This is a genomic window from Arthrobacter sp. CJL-S3 (assembly GCF_056711635.1).
Genome location: NZ_CM160046.1, coordinates 777699 through 792999 on the forward strand (window position 1 = coordinate 777699; position 15301 = coordinate 792999).

14 protein-coding genes and 1 tRNA gene are annotated in these 15301 nt (G+C 68.4%); 8 read left to right on the forward strand and 7 right to left on the reverse strand.

The annotated features are described in order from the left end of the window. Positions 1–109: 109 nt before the first annotated feature. Positions 110–991, forward strand: coding sequence for a formate dehydrogenase accessory sulfurtransferase FdhD (gene fdhD, locus AC06G6_RS03605; protein WP_479826427.1), 882 nt, complete (start codon positions 110–112; stop codon positions 989–991). A 94-nt stretch (positions 992–1085) separates the two neighbouring features. Continuing rightward, positions 1086–4109, forward strand: coding sequence for an alpha-mannosidase (locus AC06G6_RS03610; RefSeq protein ID WP_479826429.1), 3024 nt, complete (start codon positions 1086–1088; stop codon positions 4107–4109). A gap of 171 nt (positions 4110–4280) precedes the next feature. Here AC06G6_RS03610 and AC06G6_RS03615 read toward each other — a convergent pair whose 3' ends face one another. The 4 genes from AC06G6_RS03615 to AC06G6_RS03630 are packed head-to-tail and all read right to left on the reverse strand — an operon-like array spanning position 4281 to position 7264. Continuing rightward, on the reverse strand, positions 4281–5024 hold the full coding sequence (locus tag AC06G6_RS03615) for a hypothetical protein (protein ID WP_479826431.1): 744 nt from the start codon (positions 5022–5024) through the stop codon (positions 4281–4283). Positions 5025–5064: 40 nt separating this feature from the next. Beyond that, entirely contained in the window at positions 5065–5799 is a 735-nt protein-coding gene (locus AC06G6_RS03620; protein WP_479826433.1) for a hypothetical protein, read from the reverse strand. Continuing rightward, positions 5796–6536: a hypothetical protein gene (locus AC06G6_RS03625; RefSeq protein ID WP_479826435.1), complete on the reverse strand. Its 741-nt coding sequence runs from the start codon at positions 6534–6536 to the stop codon at positions 5796–5798. The genes AC06G6_RS03620 and AC06G6_RS03625 overlap by 4 nt, the downstream gene beginning before the upstream one ends. Next, positions 6518–7264, reverse strand: coding sequence for a hypothetical protein (locus AC06G6_RS03630; protein WP_479826437.1), 747 nt, complete (start codon positions 7262–7264; stop codon positions 6518–6520). The genes AC06G6_RS03625 and AC06G6_RS03630 overlap by 19 nt, the downstream gene beginning before the upstream one ends. A 228-nt stretch (positions 7265–7492) precedes the next feature. Here AC06G6_RS03630 and AC06G6_RS03635 point away from each other — a divergent pair, with 228 nt between their 5' ends. Together AC06G6_RS03635 and AC06G6_RS03640 are read left to right on the forward strand one after the other, a co-directional pair. After that, on the forward strand, positions 7493–9163 hold the full coding sequence (locus AC06G6_RS03635; protein WP_479826439.1) for an ABC-F family ATP-binding cassette domain-containing protein: 1671 nt from the start codon (positions 7493–7495) through the stop codon (positions 9161–9163). Then, positions 9160–11073, forward strand: a complete 1914-nt coding sequence (locus tag AC06G6_RS03640; protein ID WP_479826441.1) for an ABC transporter ATP-binding protein — start codon at positions 9160–9162, stop codon at positions 11071–11073. The genes AC06G6_RS03635 and AC06G6_RS03640 overlap by 4 nt, the downstream gene beginning before the upstream one ends. On the opposite strand, the gene AC06G6_RS03645 is transcribed toward AC06G6_RS03640, so the two are convergent. The 3 genes from AC06G6_RS03645 to AC06G6_RS03655 all read right to left on the reverse strand — a co-directional run bounded on the left by AC06G6_RS03645 (position 11070) and on the right by AC06G6_RS03655 (position 12042). Then, entirely contained in the window at positions 11070–11474 is a 405-nt protein-coding gene (locus tag AC06G6_RS03645) for an NUDIX hydrolase (RefSeq protein WP_479826443.1), read from the reverse strand. The genes AC06G6_RS03640 and AC06G6_RS03645 overlap by 4 nt on opposite strands. Further along, positions 11471–11968: a DUF6314 family protein gene (locus AC06G6_RS03650; RefSeq protein WP_479826446.1), complete on the reverse strand. Its 498-nt coding sequence runs from the start codon at positions 11966–11968 to the stop codon at positions 11471–11473. Before AC06G6_RS03650 ends, AC06G6_RS03645 begins: the two co-directional genes overlap by 4 nt. Position 11969: 1 nt before the next feature. Then, positions 11970–12042 (reverse strand) — tRNA-Arg (locus tag AC06G6_RS03655). Between the two features lie 86 nt (positions 12043–12128). Here AC06G6_RS03655 and AC06G6_RS03660 point away from each other — a divergent pair. The 4 genes from AC06G6_RS03660 (at position 12129) to AC06G6_RS03675 (ending at position 15223) form a co-directional block, all read left to right on the forward strand. Further along, entirely contained in the window at positions 12129–12986 is an 858-nt protein-coding gene (locus AC06G6_RS03660) for a DUF998 domain-containing protein (RefSeq protein WP_479826448.1), read from the forward strand. A 155-nt stretch (positions 12987–13141) separates the two neighbouring features. Then, entirely contained in the window at positions 13142–13282 is a 141-nt protein-coding gene (locus AC06G6_RS03665; protein ID WP_479826450.1) for a hypothetical protein, read from the forward strand. Next, positions 13279–13728 carry a DUF7793 family protein gene (locus AC06G6_RS03670; protein WP_479826454.1) on the forward strand — a complete coding sequence of 150 codons (450 nt, stop codon included), beginning with the start codon at positions 13279–13281 and terminating at the stop codon, positions 13726–13728. The genes AC06G6_RS03665 and AC06G6_RS03670 overlap by 4 nt, the downstream gene beginning before the upstream one ends. After that, positions 13718–15223: a putative bifunctional diguanylate cyclase/phosphodiesterase gene (locus tag AC06G6_RS03675; protein WP_479826456.1), complete on the forward strand. Its 1506-nt coding sequence runs from the start codon at positions 13718–13720 to the stop codon at positions 15221–15223. Before AC06G6_RS03670 ends, AC06G6_RS03675 begins: the two co-directional genes overlap by 11 nt. Positions 15224–15301: the final 78 nt, after the last annotated feature.

Consider the following 15301-nt stretch of genomic DNA (forward strand, 5'->3'; position numbering starts at 1 on the left):
GCCCGGTCCTGAACGTTCTTGAACGCGTTCTTGAATGCGTTCATAAACCCGCGCTGGCCACCCGGCCCAGCGCTTGCCATGATGGAGTTATGTTGGTTAGGAGTACCTGATGGGCCGCGTCACGCAGCGCCGCAAGGTGCACAAATATGTCCTGGACGGGTCCCCCCAGGCCCTCGAATTTCCGGTCCGGCACCGGGAGGACGTCCTCGCCGTGGAGGAGCCGCTGGAGATCCGGATCGGCAGCCTGTCCTTCTCCGTCACCATGCGGACACCGGGGAACGACTTTGACCTCGTGGCGGGCTTCCTCGTCTCCGAAGGCGTCATCTGGAGCCCCGACCAGCTCGTCTCGCTGCGGTTCTGCGCCGGGGAAGACGAGGACGGCGTCCAGACGTTCAACGTGGTGGAAGCCCAGCTGAGGCCCGACGTCGTCCGCCCGGACACCGGCCGGAACGTGTACACCTCCAGCTCGTGCGGCATCTGCGGCACGGACTCCATCGAGGCCGTGCACAAGTCCTCGCATTTCAGCCCCGCCGATGACCCGCTGACGGTGCCCGTGGCCACGCTCGCGGCCCTTCCGGACCGGCTCCGGGAAGCCCAGGCCGTCTTCGACGTCACCGGCGGCGTGCACGCCGCCGGCCTGTTCCGGATCGCCGAGGACGGCTCCGTGGAACTGCTGTGCCTGCGCGAGGACGTGGGGCGCCACAACGCCGTGGACAAGGTGATCGGCTGGGCCCTCCGCGAGGGCATGCTCCCGCTGCGCGGAACCGTGCTCCAGGTTTCCGGCCGGGCATCGTTCGAACTGGTGCAGAAGGCTGCCCTGGCCGGCATTCCCGTCCTCGCCGCGGTCAGCGCCCCGTCGAGCCTGGCGGTCGAGCTGGCCGAGGCCAGCGGCATGACGCTGGCCGGATTCAGCCGCGGTACGTCGCTGAACGTCTACGCCGGAGCCCGCCGCGTGAGTGTGCCCGTGGGCTTGGCGGATAGCGTCCGCTGACAGCCACTTGGCTCGGGGGCCAGCGGCGCAGTAAGTTTTATCCATCGATTGGATGCAATTCAGCGTCATCCACGCAGCGCTAAAGAGGTTCACATTGCACGACGACCGCCGTCTCACGGAAGTCCGGCTGGACCGCTTTGTTCGCGAACGCATCGTCCCCGCGGTCTATCCGCGCAGCGTCCCGCTTACCCTGAGCAGCTGGGACGTCCCGGACGAACCGGTCCCGGTCCTGGACGCCCTCCGGCAGCAGTTCACGCCGCAGGAGCACGGTGCGGCCTGGGGGCGGCCGTGGAGCACCAAGTGGCTGCGGCTGCAGGGGCAGGTCCCGGACGCCTGGGGCACGGCAGCGGACACCTCGGTGGAAGTCATTGTGGACCTGGGCTTCAGCAGTGACCTTCCCGGATTTCAATGTGAAGGAATCGCCTGGCGGCCGGACGGGACGATCGTCAAGGCCATCTCCCCGCGGAACCAGTACATTCCGCTGAAGCTCCTGGGCAGCGGGATGGCCGTCGACTTCTACGTTGAGGCGGCCGCCAACCCTGACCTGTCGCAGGGGTGGACCTTCGCGGCGACCCCCTACGGCGACAAGGCAACCTCCGGCAACGAGCCGAAGTACCGGCTCGGGCGGATCGTCATCGCGGAAATCAACCAGACGGTCTGGGAGCTGCAGCAGGACATCTGGACCCTAAGCGGCCTGATGCACGAACTGCCGATGGAACTGCCGCGCCGCCACGAAATCCTGCGCGCGCTGGAACGGATGCTGGACGTGATGGACCCCGACGACGTCCCCGGCACGGCGTCAGCGGGGCGCGAGGCCCTGGCCGGCGTCCTGGCCCGGCCGGCGTACGCCTCCGCCCACCACCTGCTCGCCACCGGACACGCGCACATCGACTCCGCCTGGCTGTGGCCCGTCCGCGAAACCATCCGCAAATGCGCCCGCACCTTCTCCAATGTGGTGGCGCTGATGGACGAGGATCCCGGGTTCGTGTTTTCCTGCTCCTCAGCCCAGCAGCTCGCCTGGATCAAGGAGCTGTATCCGGAGCTCTTCGGCCGGATCCGGGAAAAGGTCAAGACCGGCCAGTTCGTTCCCGTCGGCGGCATGTGGGTCGAATCGGACACCAACATGCCCGGCGGCGAGGCCATGGCCCGCCAGTTCCTGGAGGGGAAAAGCTTCTTCCTGGCCGAATTCGGCGTGGAATGCGAGGAGGCCTGGCTGCCGGACACCTTCGGCTATTCGGCGGCCATGCCGCAGATCGTCAAGGCCGCCGGCAGCAAGTGGTTCCTGACGCAGAAGATCTCCTGGAACCAGGTCAACCGGATGCCGCATCACTCCTTCAACTGGGAGGGGATCGACGGCACCCGGGTCTTCACGCATTTCCCCCCGGTGGACAGTTACAGCTCGGAACTCAGCGGCCGGGAACTCGCCCACGCGGAGCGCAACTACCGGGACCACGGCCGGGGCACGGTCTCGCTGGTCCCGTTCGGCTATGGCGACGGCGGTGGCGGCCCCACCCGGGAGATGCTGGCGGCGGCGCGCCGCACCGCGGACCTTGAGGGATCGCCGAAGGTGGAACTCGGCTCGGCCGCCGGTTTCTTCGCCCGCGCCGAGGCCGAGTACGACGCCCTCCCGGTCTGGGTCGGCGAGCTGTACCTCGAACTGCACCGCGGGACTTACACGAGCCAGGCCAAGACCAAACTGGGCAACCGGCGCAGCGAACACCTGCTCCGCGAAGCCGAACTCTGGTGCGCCACGGCAACCGTGCGCACCGGATACGGATACCCGGCGGACGAGCTCAAGCGCCTCTGGCGGCTGGTGCTCCTGCAGCAGTTTCACGACATCCTGCCGGGCAGCTCCATCGCCTGGGTGCACCAGGACGCCGAACGGAACTACGCCGCCGTCGGCCGGCAGCTTGAAGCGATCATCGCCGACGCCGCCTCCGCGGTGCTGGGCGCCGGGGACACTGACTTCCTCCTCAACGCCGCTCCGCATGAGCGCCACGGCGTGCCCGCGCTGGCCGCGGCCGAGCCGGTCCCCGCCGGGCAGCCGGTGCTGGCCACCGAATCTGGCAGCGGGTACATCCTGGACAACGGGATCATCCGCGCCGTCATCAACGCCGACGGTCTACTGGCCTCACTGACGGATTATGCCAGCGGACGTGACGCCATCGCTCCCGGGCAGTTCGGGAACCTGCTGGAGCTGCACCGGGACACCCCCAATGAATGGGACGCCTGGGACATCGACGCCTTTTACCGCCGCAACGTCGTCCGACTGACCGGCGCGCGTTCCCTGCGGCTGGAATCCAGCGGCCGGGACGCTGTCGTTGTGGTGGAGCGGCTGGCGGGGTCCTCGGCGGTTACCCAGCGGATATCGCTGGCGGCGGGCGCCGGTTCCCTGGCGATTTCGACGGCGGTGGACTGGCAGGAAAGCGAAAAGCTGCTCAAGCTCGGATTCGCGCTGGACGTCCGGGCGGACCGGTCGGCCTCGGAGACCCAGTTCGGGCATGTGTTCCGCCCGACGCACCTCAACACCTCCTGGGAAACCGCGAAGTTTGAGATCTGCGCCCACCGGTGGATCCACGTCGCCGAGCCCGGCTACGGGGTGGCGGTCACCAACTCATCCACCTACGGCCACGACGTCACCCGGAATATCCGGGAGGACGACGGCGGAACGACCACTACCGTGCGGCTCTCACTGCTGCGCGCGCCCAAGTTCCCGGACCCCGCCGCGGACCGCGGCCGGCACGAACTGAACGTCACCATCCGGCCCGGCGCCAGCATTGCCGACGCCGTCGAAGAGGGATACCGCACGAATCTGGCCCCGCGGGTGGTCAAGGGCGCCCACGGCGTGGAACCGCTCATTGCCGTCTCCAACCCGGCCCTGGTCGTTGAGGCCGTGAAACTCGCCGAGGATGGTTCCGGCGACGTGATCGTCCGGGTCTACGAATCGCTGGGGCAGAGGTCCGCGGGGACAGTGACGGCCGGCTTTGCCGCCACCGGCGTCCACACGGTGGACCTGCTGGAACGTCCGGCGGCTGCGCCGGGGGTGACCGCGGCGGGGGACTCGGCGGAACTGGCGCTCCGGCCCTTCCAGCTGGTGACCCTGAGGTTTGTGCGCTGAACGGCCGTTAAACAGGCTGAGTGGGAGCGGTCCAGTTGGACCGCTACCACTCATCCCCCCAATGGCGCTTGGGCGACTGCCTCGGCTCCGCACGGATTGTCCCCGTTCACGAAGCGAATGCCGCTTTCACACATTCATGATTCTCTCACGGTCTAATGATTTTGTGAATGCCTAGGTGCTGTTACGACGTAATGTTGCCCTAGCGTTACCTGGGGGACTCGCAATCAGCCCGGAAAACCAGAACACGACGAGGCCCACGACGTAGCCCAGGGCCGCCGCGTAGTTGACGAAATGCTGTGCGCCGACCCAACTGGATGGCGTCAGGGCGGCCGGGAGGCTCAGGACCGCGAAGGCGGCGCCGAGCAGGACGAGCAGGGCGCCGGCCCTGACCAGGCGCGGCAGCCGGCTCCTGACGGCCGCCAGCAGCGGAGCCACCAGGACCAGCGAAACGAAGGCAGGATAGGTGCGGCCGGCGGCCGTGAACCAGGGGGCCAGGTCCGCGTCCCCTGCGCCGCCCGCCGCCTGCGCCTGCAGTCCGGCCGGTGCCCCATAGCTGTTCATCAGGAAGAACGCCACCGCCACGGCCAGGCAGCCGAGCCCCAGTGCCCAGCGCCCGATGCCTCCGGCAATGAGCTGGTGGGCCCGGGCATCGGCGAGTCCCGTTGTGACCCGGAGGCCGACGAGCAGGACAGTCGCGAAAACAAGATAGCGCAGGACCAGGCTCGTGAGGTCCCACCCGCCGAGGGCGCCGTCAATCACCTCGTAGAGCTCGGAGACGGCGAGCACACTGCACAACGTGCCCAGGAAGAGGATCCCGAACACGGTCCGGTTGCGGCCCCGCACCGCGTCCGGCACACGTAGGAGAAGCGCCGCGCAGCACACCAGCAGCGTCGCCCATTCCAGCGTTGCCCTCATTCCGGTTCTCCCCGTCGCTCCGCGGCGCGGCTCACAATTACTATCCGGTCAAGCCAGTGTGCGCTCTCCGCGTCTTCCTGGCCAGAATCTTCGACAGCCAGAACACGGAAAGCCCCACCACGAGGCACAATGTGGCGGTGTAGCTGAAGACGAAGCGCAGGTAGGCCAGCGACGGAGGAATCACCGGGGACAGCAGGCTCAGCGTAATGGCAACGGATCCAAGTGCCAGCAGGCCGGCGCCGAGCCGCACAAGGCGAGGCAACCCGCTGCGCACCGCCCGCACCATGGCAGGAAAGAGGGCAAGCGTGATGTAGGCGGGGTAGAGCCGTCCGGCGGCTCCGTAGTACTCCACGAGCGCCGCGTGGCGTGCATCCTTGGCGTACACCGCGATCAGGCCGGCGGACGATCCCGCCGTGTCCATCATGAGGAAGACCGCCACGACCGCCACCGATGCAGCTCCCACAAACACAATTCCGGGCGGGCCGGTAATCAGCCGGAGGGCGTCGTCCGCGCCGAAGCCCCGGGCGATTCTGAGTCCGAGGGCAAAGACGGTGCCGAAGATGATGAAGCGCAGCAGCAGGTTAGCCAGGTTCGTTCCACCGAGGACACTGTCCACGGCCAGGTACGGTGCCTCGATGCTCAAGAGGATGGCCACCGTCATGAAGGCGTAGACGAAGAACAGCGATCTGTTCTCGCCCCGCAGCGCACTCGGAATCCGAGCGACCGCGGCGAGGGCGCAGAGCGCCAAAGTGGTCCACTGCAGGACTGCGATCATCGGGTGTTCAGCCGCAGCGCGCGCTTTGCCAGCAGGCTGGAAATCCAGACGAAGGCGAGCCCCAGTGCAAGGCACAACACCGAGGTGTAGTTGATGATGTACTCCAGATACCCGGCCTCGCTGGGGATCAGGGGGTAGAAGGAGCCGAAGGCCATGGCGGCGAATGCGACCGTCAGCAGCAGCGCACCGATCCGGATGGTTTTGGGCAGTGGCTGACTGATTGCCACGAAGGTGGCGGGCAGAATGCAGGCGGCGACGTAGGCCGGGTACAGGCGTCCCACTGCGGCGTACGACTCGATGAGCGCCGCATTCTGGGGGCTTCTGGCGGGCAGCGTTTTCAGGCCCGTGACGGTTCCCTCGGTGTCAGCCAACAGGAAAAGGATCACGGTGGCGATGCCCACGCCAGTAAGAACCGACTTCCCCACGGGGCCCACGATGAGGCGGATGCTCTTCGGTCCATCGAAGGCCTTGGCGATCCGGTAGCCGGCCAGCAGTACCGTGCCGTAGACGACGAAACGAAGGATCAGGTTTGTGTAGTTCTCGGACCCGAGCCACGCATCGATGGACTGGTAGCTCACGTCGATGCTGAGCAGGATGGCCACGGTGGACAGCACGAAGACGCCGAAAACAGACCTGTTCTCACCCCGCAGCGCACTCGGAATCCGCGCGATCGCGACGAGTGCGCAGACCGCCAAGGTGGTCCACTGCAGGATCGCGATCATCCGAGGTTCTCCCATATCTTTTTTGTTTGTTCTTGCTCGTGTTCCTGGCGGCGCAGGGTTTTGCCGAGGGCCTGTAGCCGCTCCCCGGCCAGGGCCGTGAGTTCGCCATCGGACAAGGCATCAAGGGCGGCCTGTTTGGCCTCCGCCGGCCAGCCGGCCTCGGCTTCTGTCAGCAATCCCGTGGCGACGAGTCCGCCCGTGAATCCTACGCCAGCGGCGCGGGCGGTTGCGACCGCCAACTCGGGGGAGAGCCGGTTGGCGGTCAACTGGGCCGAATAGTTCTGCGGTGCGACCCCGGTGGCGTCCGATACCCGGTGCCGCAGTTCGCCGTCGTCGATCGCGTCCACCCAGTTCCGGACCGAGGTGGCGTGCGGTGCGGGGCCGAGCGCCGGCGTCAGCGCGCTGCCGTCGTCACCGTAGCCGCCGTACGCCGGGGCCGAGCGGGAGATGACGGCCCGCAGCAGGTCCATGGTGGCAATCTGGCTGACAAGTTCGCCGGAGGTGGGCGGCTGCGGCCGCCCGGAGAGTTCGGCATAGCTGTCGAACGTGGCAAGGTCGGCCAGCGGGCTGCGCTTGAGGGCCCGGCTGATGCTGACGAGGGTGCTTTCCGCGACTTTGCCGCGCACCAGCTGCTGCGCGAGCGTGGTGCGCTTGATCCCCGAGATCCTGCAGATGTCTGCTGTGCTCGCGTTGGGAGCAACGACATGGAGCCAGTGTTGAAACGCCTTGGCGGGTAAGGGCATTTACGGCTTCCTGCAGAGTCGAATGGAGGTGCGGCTTCTGAAGTTCGGTGGAGTGGTGATTGTGGTGATTTTACGGGACGTGCTGATTCAACTATGCTAAATGCTCGAACCCGCTGGTCCGTACACCCCCCAAGTCCGGACCGGCGGGTTCTCTTATGCCCGGCGGCCGGCGGGCGCCCTGAACGCCCTGTGGCGGTCTCCTGTGGGCCGCGGTGAGAGAATGGACCAATGACTGCAACCCTTGTTGCCAAGGACCTCTCCGGTGGTCACGACCACCGCACACTCTTCTCCAAACTCTCCCTCACCGTCGCGCCCGGCGACGTCGTCGGCGTCGTGGGTGCCAACGGAGCGGGCAAATCCACCCTGCTCCGGCTCCTGGCCGGCGTGGACCAGCCGCAGGAAGGCTCCATCAGCCTGGCCCCGGCCGACGCCTTCGTCGGCTGGCTGCCCCAGGAACACGAACGGATCGCCGGCGAGACGGTGGCCGGCTACATTGCGCGGCGCACCGGCTGCGCGCAGGCCACCCTGGACATGGAGTCCGCGGCGGATGCCCTTGGCAGCGGCGCCCCCGGCTCCGACGACGACTACTCCCTCGCGTTTGACCGCTGGATGGCCTCCGGCGCCGCGGACCTGGACGACCGCATCCCGGCCGTCCTGGCAGACCTCGGCCTGGAGGTGGGCCAGGACGCCGAAATGACCGGACTCTCCGGCGGGCAGGCTGCCCGCGTGGCGCTCGCAGCGCTGCTGCTCAGCCGCTTCGACATCGTGCTCCTGGACGAACCCACGAACGACCTGGACCTCAACGGACTGGCCAAACTCGAGGCCTTCGTGCAGGGGCTCCGCGGCGGCGTGGTGCTGGTTTCCCACGACCGCGAGTTCCTCGCCCGCTGCGTGACCACCATCGTGGAACTGGACCTCGCGCAGAACTCCGTGGCGGTCTACGACGGCGGCTACGAGGCCTACCTCGAGGAGCGGGCCGTGGCGCGCCGGCATGCCCGGGAACGGTACGAGGAATTCGCCAACACCAAGGCCGATCTGGTCTCCCGTGCCCGCACCCAGCGCGAGTGGAGCTCCCAGGGTGTCCGCAACGCCATGAAGAAGAACCCGGACAACGACAAGATCCGGCGCGCGGCCAGCACCGAGTCCTCCGAGAAGCAGGGCCAGAAGGTCCGCCAGATGGAATCGCGCATCGCCCGGCTGGACGAGGTCGACGAACCCCGCAAGGAATGGCAGCTGCAGTTCAGCATCGGCCAGGCACCGCGTTCGAGCGCCGTCGTGGCGACGCTCCGCGACGCCGTCGTCCGCCAGGGGGACTTCACCCTAGGCCCGGTGAACCTGCAGCTCAACGCCGGCGAACGGATCGGCATCACCGGCCCCAACGGCGCCGGCAAGTCCACCCTGCTCCGCCTGCTGCTGGGCCTCCAGCGCCCCGATTCCGGCGACGCCTCCATGGGCGCCTCCGTGGCTGTGGGCGAGATCGACCAGGCCCGCGGGCTGCTGGCCGGGCCGCTCAAACTGGCCGACGCCGTCGAAGCCGTGCTCACGGACCAGACCCCGGCCGAGGTCCGCACCCTGCTGGCCAAATTCGGCCTCAAGGCAGACCACACCTCCCGGCCGGTGGACTCCCTGTCGCCGGGGGAGCGGACCCGGGCCGCGCTGGCGCTGCTGCAGGCCCGCGGCGTGAACCTGCTGGTGCTCGACGAGCCCACCAACCACCTGGATCTCCCGGCGATCGAACAGCTCGAGGAAGCCCTCGAAGGCTATGACGGCGCCCTGCTGCTGGTCACCCACGACCGCCGGCTGCTGGAAAACGTGCGCCTTGACGCGCGCTGGAACGTGGACAGCGGCGTCGTCACCGAGCTTCTGGGCCACACCGCCCCGAAAGGCAACAACACATGAGCATGGACCGGGTGGCCTGGAGCTCCCTTTACAACATCACGCGCGCCTCGAGCGGCTCGAAACCGTTCTCCAAGGAGACGCTCAAGCGGGTGTTCAGCTTCGCCCGCCCGCACAAGGGCAAGCTGATCGCCTTTGTGCTGCTCTCGATCGTGATGGCCGTGCTGGCCGTCGCCACCCCCGTGCTCGCCGGCCAGGTCGTGGACGCGATCATCGCCGGTGCGGCCACCGACGTCGTGGTCTGGCTGGCCGTGCTGATCGCCATTGTGGCGGTCGCCGAAGCCGGCCTGGGACTTCTCACGCGCTGGCTGTCCTCCACCATCGGCGAGGGCGTGATCGTGGACCTGCGCACCAAGGTCTTCGACCACGTGCAGAAAATGCCGATCGCGTTCTTCACCCGCACCCGCACCGGGGCGCTGGTGAGCCGGCTGAACAACGACGTGATCGGCGCCCAGTCGGCCTTCGCCGGGACCCTGTCCGGGGTTGTCAGCAACGTCGTGGCCCTCGCCCTGACCCTCGTGGTGATGCTGGGGAAGTCCTGGCTGATCACCGTGCTCGCCATGATCCTGCTGCCGATCTTCCTGATCCCGGCCCGCCGGATGGGCTCCAAGCTGGCCGATCTGCGCCGCGAGGCCGCCGAGCACAACGCCTCCATGGGCACCCAGATGACCGAGCGGTTCTCCGCACCCGGCGCCACCCTGGTGAAGCTCTTCGGCCGCCCCGATGAGGAATCCCGGGAATTCGCCGTCCGCGCCGGACGCGTGCGGGACATCGGCATCCGCACCGCCATGCTGCAGTTCACCTTCGTGACCGCCCTGACGCTCGTCTCGGCGCTGGCCCTGGCCCTGGTCTACGGGCTCGGCGGCTTCCTCGCGCTGCAGGGGCAGCTGGCCGCGGGCGACGTCGTCGTACTCGCTCTGCTGCTGACCCGCCTTTATGCGCCGCTCACCGCGCTCTCCAACGCCCGGGTCGAGATCATGAGCGCCCTGGTCAGCTTCGAGCGGGTCTTTGAGATCCTGGACCTCAAGCCGCTCATCCAGCAGAAGCCCGAGGCGGTGTCATCCCCGGCCGGGCCGTTGTCCGTGGAGTTCGACGACGTCCGCTTCTCCTACCCCTCGGCGGACAAGGTCTCGCTCGCCTCGCTCGAGGACGTGTCCACCCTCGACACCCGCGGCGGCGAAGAGGTGCTGCACGGCATCAGCTTCCGGGTCGAACCCGGCCAGACCGTCGCGCTCGTGGGCTCCTCGGGCGCCGGCAAGTCCACGATCGCGCAGCTGCTCTCACGCCTGTACGACGTCGATTCCGGCGCGGTCCGCTTCGGCGGAACCGTGCCCGGGACCGGGGTGGATGTCCGCGACCTGACCTTCGATTCCATGCGGCACACCCTCGGCATGGTGACCCAGGACGGGCACCTGTTCCACGAGAGCATCGCCTCCAACCTGCGCCTGGCCCGCCCGGACGCCAGCGACGAGCTCATGTGGGACGTCCTGCGGCAGGCCCGGCTGGAAGACATGATCCGGTCGCTCCCGGACGGGCTGGACACGGTTGTGGGGGAGCGCGGCTACCGCCTCTCCGGCGGCGAACGCCAGCGCCTCACCATCGCCCGCCTGCTCATTGCCCAGCCGCGCGTCGTGATCCTGGACGAGGCCACCGCGGCCCTGGACTCGACCAATGAAGCCGCCGTCCAAGAGGCCCTCGGCGCCGCGCTCGAGGGGCGCACCGCCGTCGTGATCGCCCACCGGCTCTCGACCATCCGGGCCGCCGACGCCATCCTGGTGGTGGAGGACGGCCGGATTGTAGAGCGCGGAACGCACACCGAGCTGCTGGCCGCCGAGGGCCGCTACGCGGAGCTCTACCGGACCCAGTTCGCCGAGGCCAGCGCCGTGGCGGAAGAGGCCGTGCCCGGGCACTAGCCCGGCTGGCCCCAGAGGGCGGGCAGGACGTGGTCGGTGAGCAGCGGGGCGAGGTCGTCCGGCAGCTCCGCGGCCAGGTCCAGCCAGCGGATCTCGGCGATCTCCGCGGAGGGACGGGCGTCCCAGACCCCCGGGGCCGTGAAGACCGTGGCCTGGATCCGCGTCGAGGCCTCGTTGGCGGCGTCCGCGAACCAGATCCCCAGAAGCACGAGCTCGTCGGCCGCGACCACGATCCCGACTTCTTCCGCCAGCTCCCGCGCGGCCGTTTGCGCCGCCGTCTCGCCCGTCTCGGGCTTGCCGCCGGGGTGCATGAACTTGTCCGTGCCGCGTTTGCGCACGGTGAGCAGGCGTCCGGCCTCGTCGAAGACACAGACCGCGGAGACCACAATGAGCGGGTTCATGCCGCGGCGTCCGCGGTGCGGCGCAGGACCGAGATGAGCAGCTGGTCCTTGGCGGGGCCGGTGACATCCCACTCGTAGCGGAATTCGTCCGGACCCGTTCTGGTGTAGCGCACGCGGTAAGTGTCCGGGTCGCACCAGTGCTGGTCCTGGCTGCTCCGCGGACCGAAGCCCATGCGGTGGAACGGCCGGCCGTCGGGGAAGAACATGTCCATTGTGTCGGGTGCGCCCGTGGGCCGGAGCAGGTACTCCCGGCTCGCCGGCCCGCTGAACGGTGTGCCGGCCGGTCCGCCGGGGACGGAGGCCCAGGAAACGGTGCCCTCTTCGCGGAAGCGGAGGCCGCCGTCGTCGTCCGTTGCGGTAAAGCGGACGACGCCGGTGAAGGTCCCCCGGGTGCCGGTGGCACGGTCCAGCAGGGTTCGCTCCACGGCCCAGGTGCCCAGCAGGTAGGCGCGGAGGTCGAAGTCCGGAGCGGCGTCCGGGGACTGGGGATTCAAGTGCCCTCGATTGGAATCGAACCAACGACACCGGCTTTAGGAGAGCCGTGCTCTATCCACTGAGCTACGAGGGCGGGCGTCCGTGCTGGACGGCCGCGGGCCGGCCCGTTCGGACACGGATATAAGCATACAAGGTGAGGGGCCGTACTACGCTCTTGGCATGACCGCCGCAGCCGACTCGCCGTCCAAGGACATCATCTACATCCCTGCCCTGCCGTCCACGCGGTTCTACGCCGGGGCGCTGGCGCTGCTCAGCGTGCTGCAGTATTTCGTGGCCGAGGCCGCCGTGATCGGGGCGTGGGCGGGGCAGCAGCCGTACAGCCGGCGGACCGGGTACATCAGCGACCTGGGCGCGGTGGGCTGCGGCGTTTTCGACGGCCGGGACGTCTGCTCGCCGGCGCACGTGCTGATGAACGCCTCGTTTGTGGTCCAGGGCATCGGCATGATGGTCGGCGCGCTGCTGCTCGGGACGGCGCTGCTGTGCACGGCGGCGCGGCCCGGCGCCCGGTTCGCGCTGGCACCGGCCAGCCGGGTTACGTGGGCCGCGGCCATCGCCGCGCGCGCCCTCACCGCCGCCGCCGGGGCCGGGACCGTCCTGGTGGGGCTGGTCCCGGAGGACGCCGGCTCCGTGTGGCACGCGGTGGGAGCCATCCTGTACTTCGCCGCCGGCGGCCTGGCGCTGGTGCTGCTGGCCTGGCTCTGGCTCCGGCAGACACCGCTGAGCTGGCTCATCCTGGCCTGCGGCGTGGTGTCCCTCGGGGCCCTGATCGCCGGCGGCGTGACCGGGATGGACGTGCCGGAGCCCGGCGCCCTGGAGCGGCTGATGGGCTACCCCATCACGATCGGCACGGCCGCCGTCGGGCTGGTGGTTGCCCAGCGGGTGGGGAGCGAACGCCGCGTGCGGAAGGCCGCACGGGCCGCGCAAGCCGGGGGAGCCGGGCAGGCGGGCGGGGCCGGGGAGAACGGGGAAGCCGGCGGGGCCGGGCGAGCCGGGCGCCGCCTGACGCCGGGGTCCTGATCTGACGGGCACAGCGGTCCGGGGGTGTCTCATGTCTCACGGGAGGGGCACCTTCGATTATCATGAGGGCATTCGCCGGAACATTCCGGTGCAGCATGCGCGTCGGAACTCCAGCGCATGGCGAATGGCCGATTGTGGAGTCCAAATGGGGACGAATGTCTGATCAGCGAGTCTTGCGGCGTTCTAATGCCGCGACAGCCTTCGCGGGCCTGGGCGACGTCGATGCCCGTCACGACGGCGCCTGCCGCGCCGTCGAACTGGTTGTGCCGGTCTGCCGCTGGGCTGAGTTCCGATGACAATCGAGGCCACCGCCGGACCCGGCGAACTCATCACTGCAGAGCCCGACGTCGCGCACGGCGCCGGAGTGACGACCCCCGGGCCTGTCCCGATCGGCGTCCGCCTGCGCGAGGGCGGCATCATCGAAGTCGCGCTTCCCGCCAACGAGGAAATCGAGGGTCCCGAGGCCCGCGTGGCCGGGTCAGCGGTCCGGGCCCTGGCCAACGGCCGGCGTGTGCCCGTGCTGCTGGTCATCACGGGCGTGGTGGGTGTCAGTGTCGAGGCGCGGCACGTCTACAGCAGCTCGATCGCGGCGTCCGCCTTTGCCCTCGTGGGGGAAAGCCCCGTCGACCGCGTGATCGCGCACTACCTGCTGCGGTCGAAGACCGAGACCATCCCGGCGCAGTTCTTTCTCTCCGAGGCTGAGGCCATCGACTGGTTAGGGCAGTACACGAGTGAACACTGATCCGCCGGACCCCAGGCTTCACGCCCTCGTCGAAGGCATCGTCCGAATCGCAGGCGGTGACCTGACCACCCGGATTCCGCACTCCGGTGCCCGGGACGACGTCGCCGCGGTCATCGCCGGGATCAACCTGATGGCAGATGACCTGCAGACCATTTACCAGGAACTCGAGGAACGCGTCGAAAGCCGGACCGCGATGCTGCGCGAGGCCCAGGTCGAGCTCGAACGGATGGCGCTGACCGACCCGCTGACCCAGCTTGCCAACCGGACGGCTCTCAACTCTGTGCTGAGCCACGCCCTTGCGGAGGCAAGCCGGGGCGAACTGCCGCCGGCCCTGCTGGTCCTCGATCTCGACTCCTTCAAGGGCATCAACGACACCTTGGGCCACAGCGCCGGCGATGACGTGCTCCGGGTGATCTCGCGGCGGCTGCAGCAGGCCGTCCGCGACACGGACACGGTCGCCCGCCTCGGCGGCGACGAGTTTGCCGTGATGCTGCCGAAGTCCAACCTGGTCAGGGCCCGCCGGGTCGCCAACAGGATCCTCAAGGCCCTCGGCGAAGGCCTGGAAATCGGGGACCTGCGCATCACCTGTGGCACCAGCATCGGGCTGCGGGTCGCCGAGCCGGGGCAGTCAGTCGACGATCTGGTCATGGAGGCGGACACGGCGATGTACGCCGCCAAGGCCCAGCCGCACAGCAGCATCAAGGTGTTCGAACCGGCACTGCTCTATGCCCGCAGGCTCCAGAGCGTCCTGATCACCGAACTGCGGGAGGCGATCCGCCAGGACCAGCTCACCTTGCACTACCAGCCGGTGGTGGAACTTGCGACCGGCAGGATCGAAGGCGTTGAAGCGCTGGTGCGCTGGAACCACCCGGAGCGCGGCCTGCTGATGCCCGATTCGTTTATCCCGCTGGCCGAAGAGACGGGGATGATCGTGGACCTGGGCCACTGGGTCCTGCGGAATGCCGTGCGCCAGCTGCGGCGCTGGCAGCAGGAGCTGAACGTGGACGCCAGCTTCAATGTCCGTGTCAACATCTCCACGACCGAGCTGCAGAACCTCGACCTGATCGATCACGTCCGCGACATCCTCCGGGAAACCGGAGTGGACGCCGCCAACCTCATTGTCGAACTCACGGAGTCAATGGCCGTCAACGGCGGGGACGTGGACCAGTACTCCCTGAGCGGGCTGCGGCGGCTGGGGGTGCAGCTCGAAATCGATGACTTCGGCACCGGCTACTCATCCATCAGCTACCTGCGGAAACTGCCGGTCAACGTGGTCAAAATCGACAAGAGCCTGATCGCCGGGCTGGGCTCGGACGAGGAGCAGAGCAACTTCGTCGCCGCGGTGCTGCATCTCATCCATGCCTGCGGGCTCACGGCGATTGCCGAGGGCATCGAGACGGCGGAGCAGGCCGCGGAACTGGTTCGGTTGGGCTGCGCCAGCGGGCAGGGCTACTACTTCAGCCGGCCGTGCCGGCGGCGCAGATCGAGGCGCTGATTAGTCCTGGGACGCGGAACGAGTAGGCGCAGTCGCCAGCATTGTCCTCTTCAGGCCTTCGTTCGCGGGTGTTAAGCA

What these genes read in the sequence shown, in the direction of transcription:
- AC06G6_RS03620 (WP_479826433.1), bottom strand. Translation starts at nt 5,799, where the DNA reads ATGATCGCAGTCCTGCAGTGGACCACTTTGGCGCTCTGCGCCCTCGCC.
- AC06G6_RS03640 (WP_479826441.1), top strand. Translation starts at nt 9,160, where the DNA reads ATGAGCATGGACCGGGTGGCCTGGAGCTCCCTTTACAACATCACGCGC.
- AC06G6_RS03670 (WP_479826454.1), top strand. Translation starts at nt 13,279, where the DNA reads ATGACAATCGAGGCCACCGCCGGACCCGGCGAACTCATCACTGCAGAG.
- AC06G6_RS03665 (WP_479826450.1), top strand. Translation starts at nt 13,142, where the DNA reads ATGTCTGATCAGCGAGTCTTGCGGCGTTCTAATGCCGCGACAGCCTTC.
- AC06G6_RS03625 (WP_479826435.1), bottom strand. Translation starts at nt 6,536, where the DNA reads ATGGGAGAACCTCGGATGATCGCGATCCTGCAGTGGACCACCTTGGCG.
- AC06G6_RS03635 (WP_479826439.1), top strand. Translation starts at nt 7,493, where the DNA reads ATGACTGCAACCCTTGTTGCCAAGGACCTCTCCGGTGGTCACGACCAC.
- fdhD (WP_479826427.1), top strand. Translation starts at nt 110, where the DNA reads ATGGGCCGCGTCACGCAGCGCCGCAAGGTGCACAAATATGTCCTGGAC.
- AC06G6_RS03615 (WP_479826431.1), bottom strand. Translation starts at nt 5,024, where the DNA reads ATGAGGGCAACGCTGGAATGGGCGACGCTGCTGGTGTGCTGCGCGGCG.
- AC06G6_RS03645 (WP_479826443.1), bottom strand. Translation starts at nt 11,474, where the DNA reads ATGAACCCGCTCATTGTGGTCTCCGCGGTCTGTGTCTTCGACGAGGCC.
- AC06G6_RS03630 (WP_479826437.1), bottom strand. Translation starts at nt 7,264, where the DNA reads ATGCCCTTACCCGCCAAGGCGTTTCAACACTGGCTCCATGTCGTTGCT.
- AC06G6_RS03660 (WP_479826448.1), top strand. Translation starts at nt 12,129, where the DNA reads ATGACCGCCGCAGCCGACTCGCCGTCCAAGGACATCATCTACATCCCT.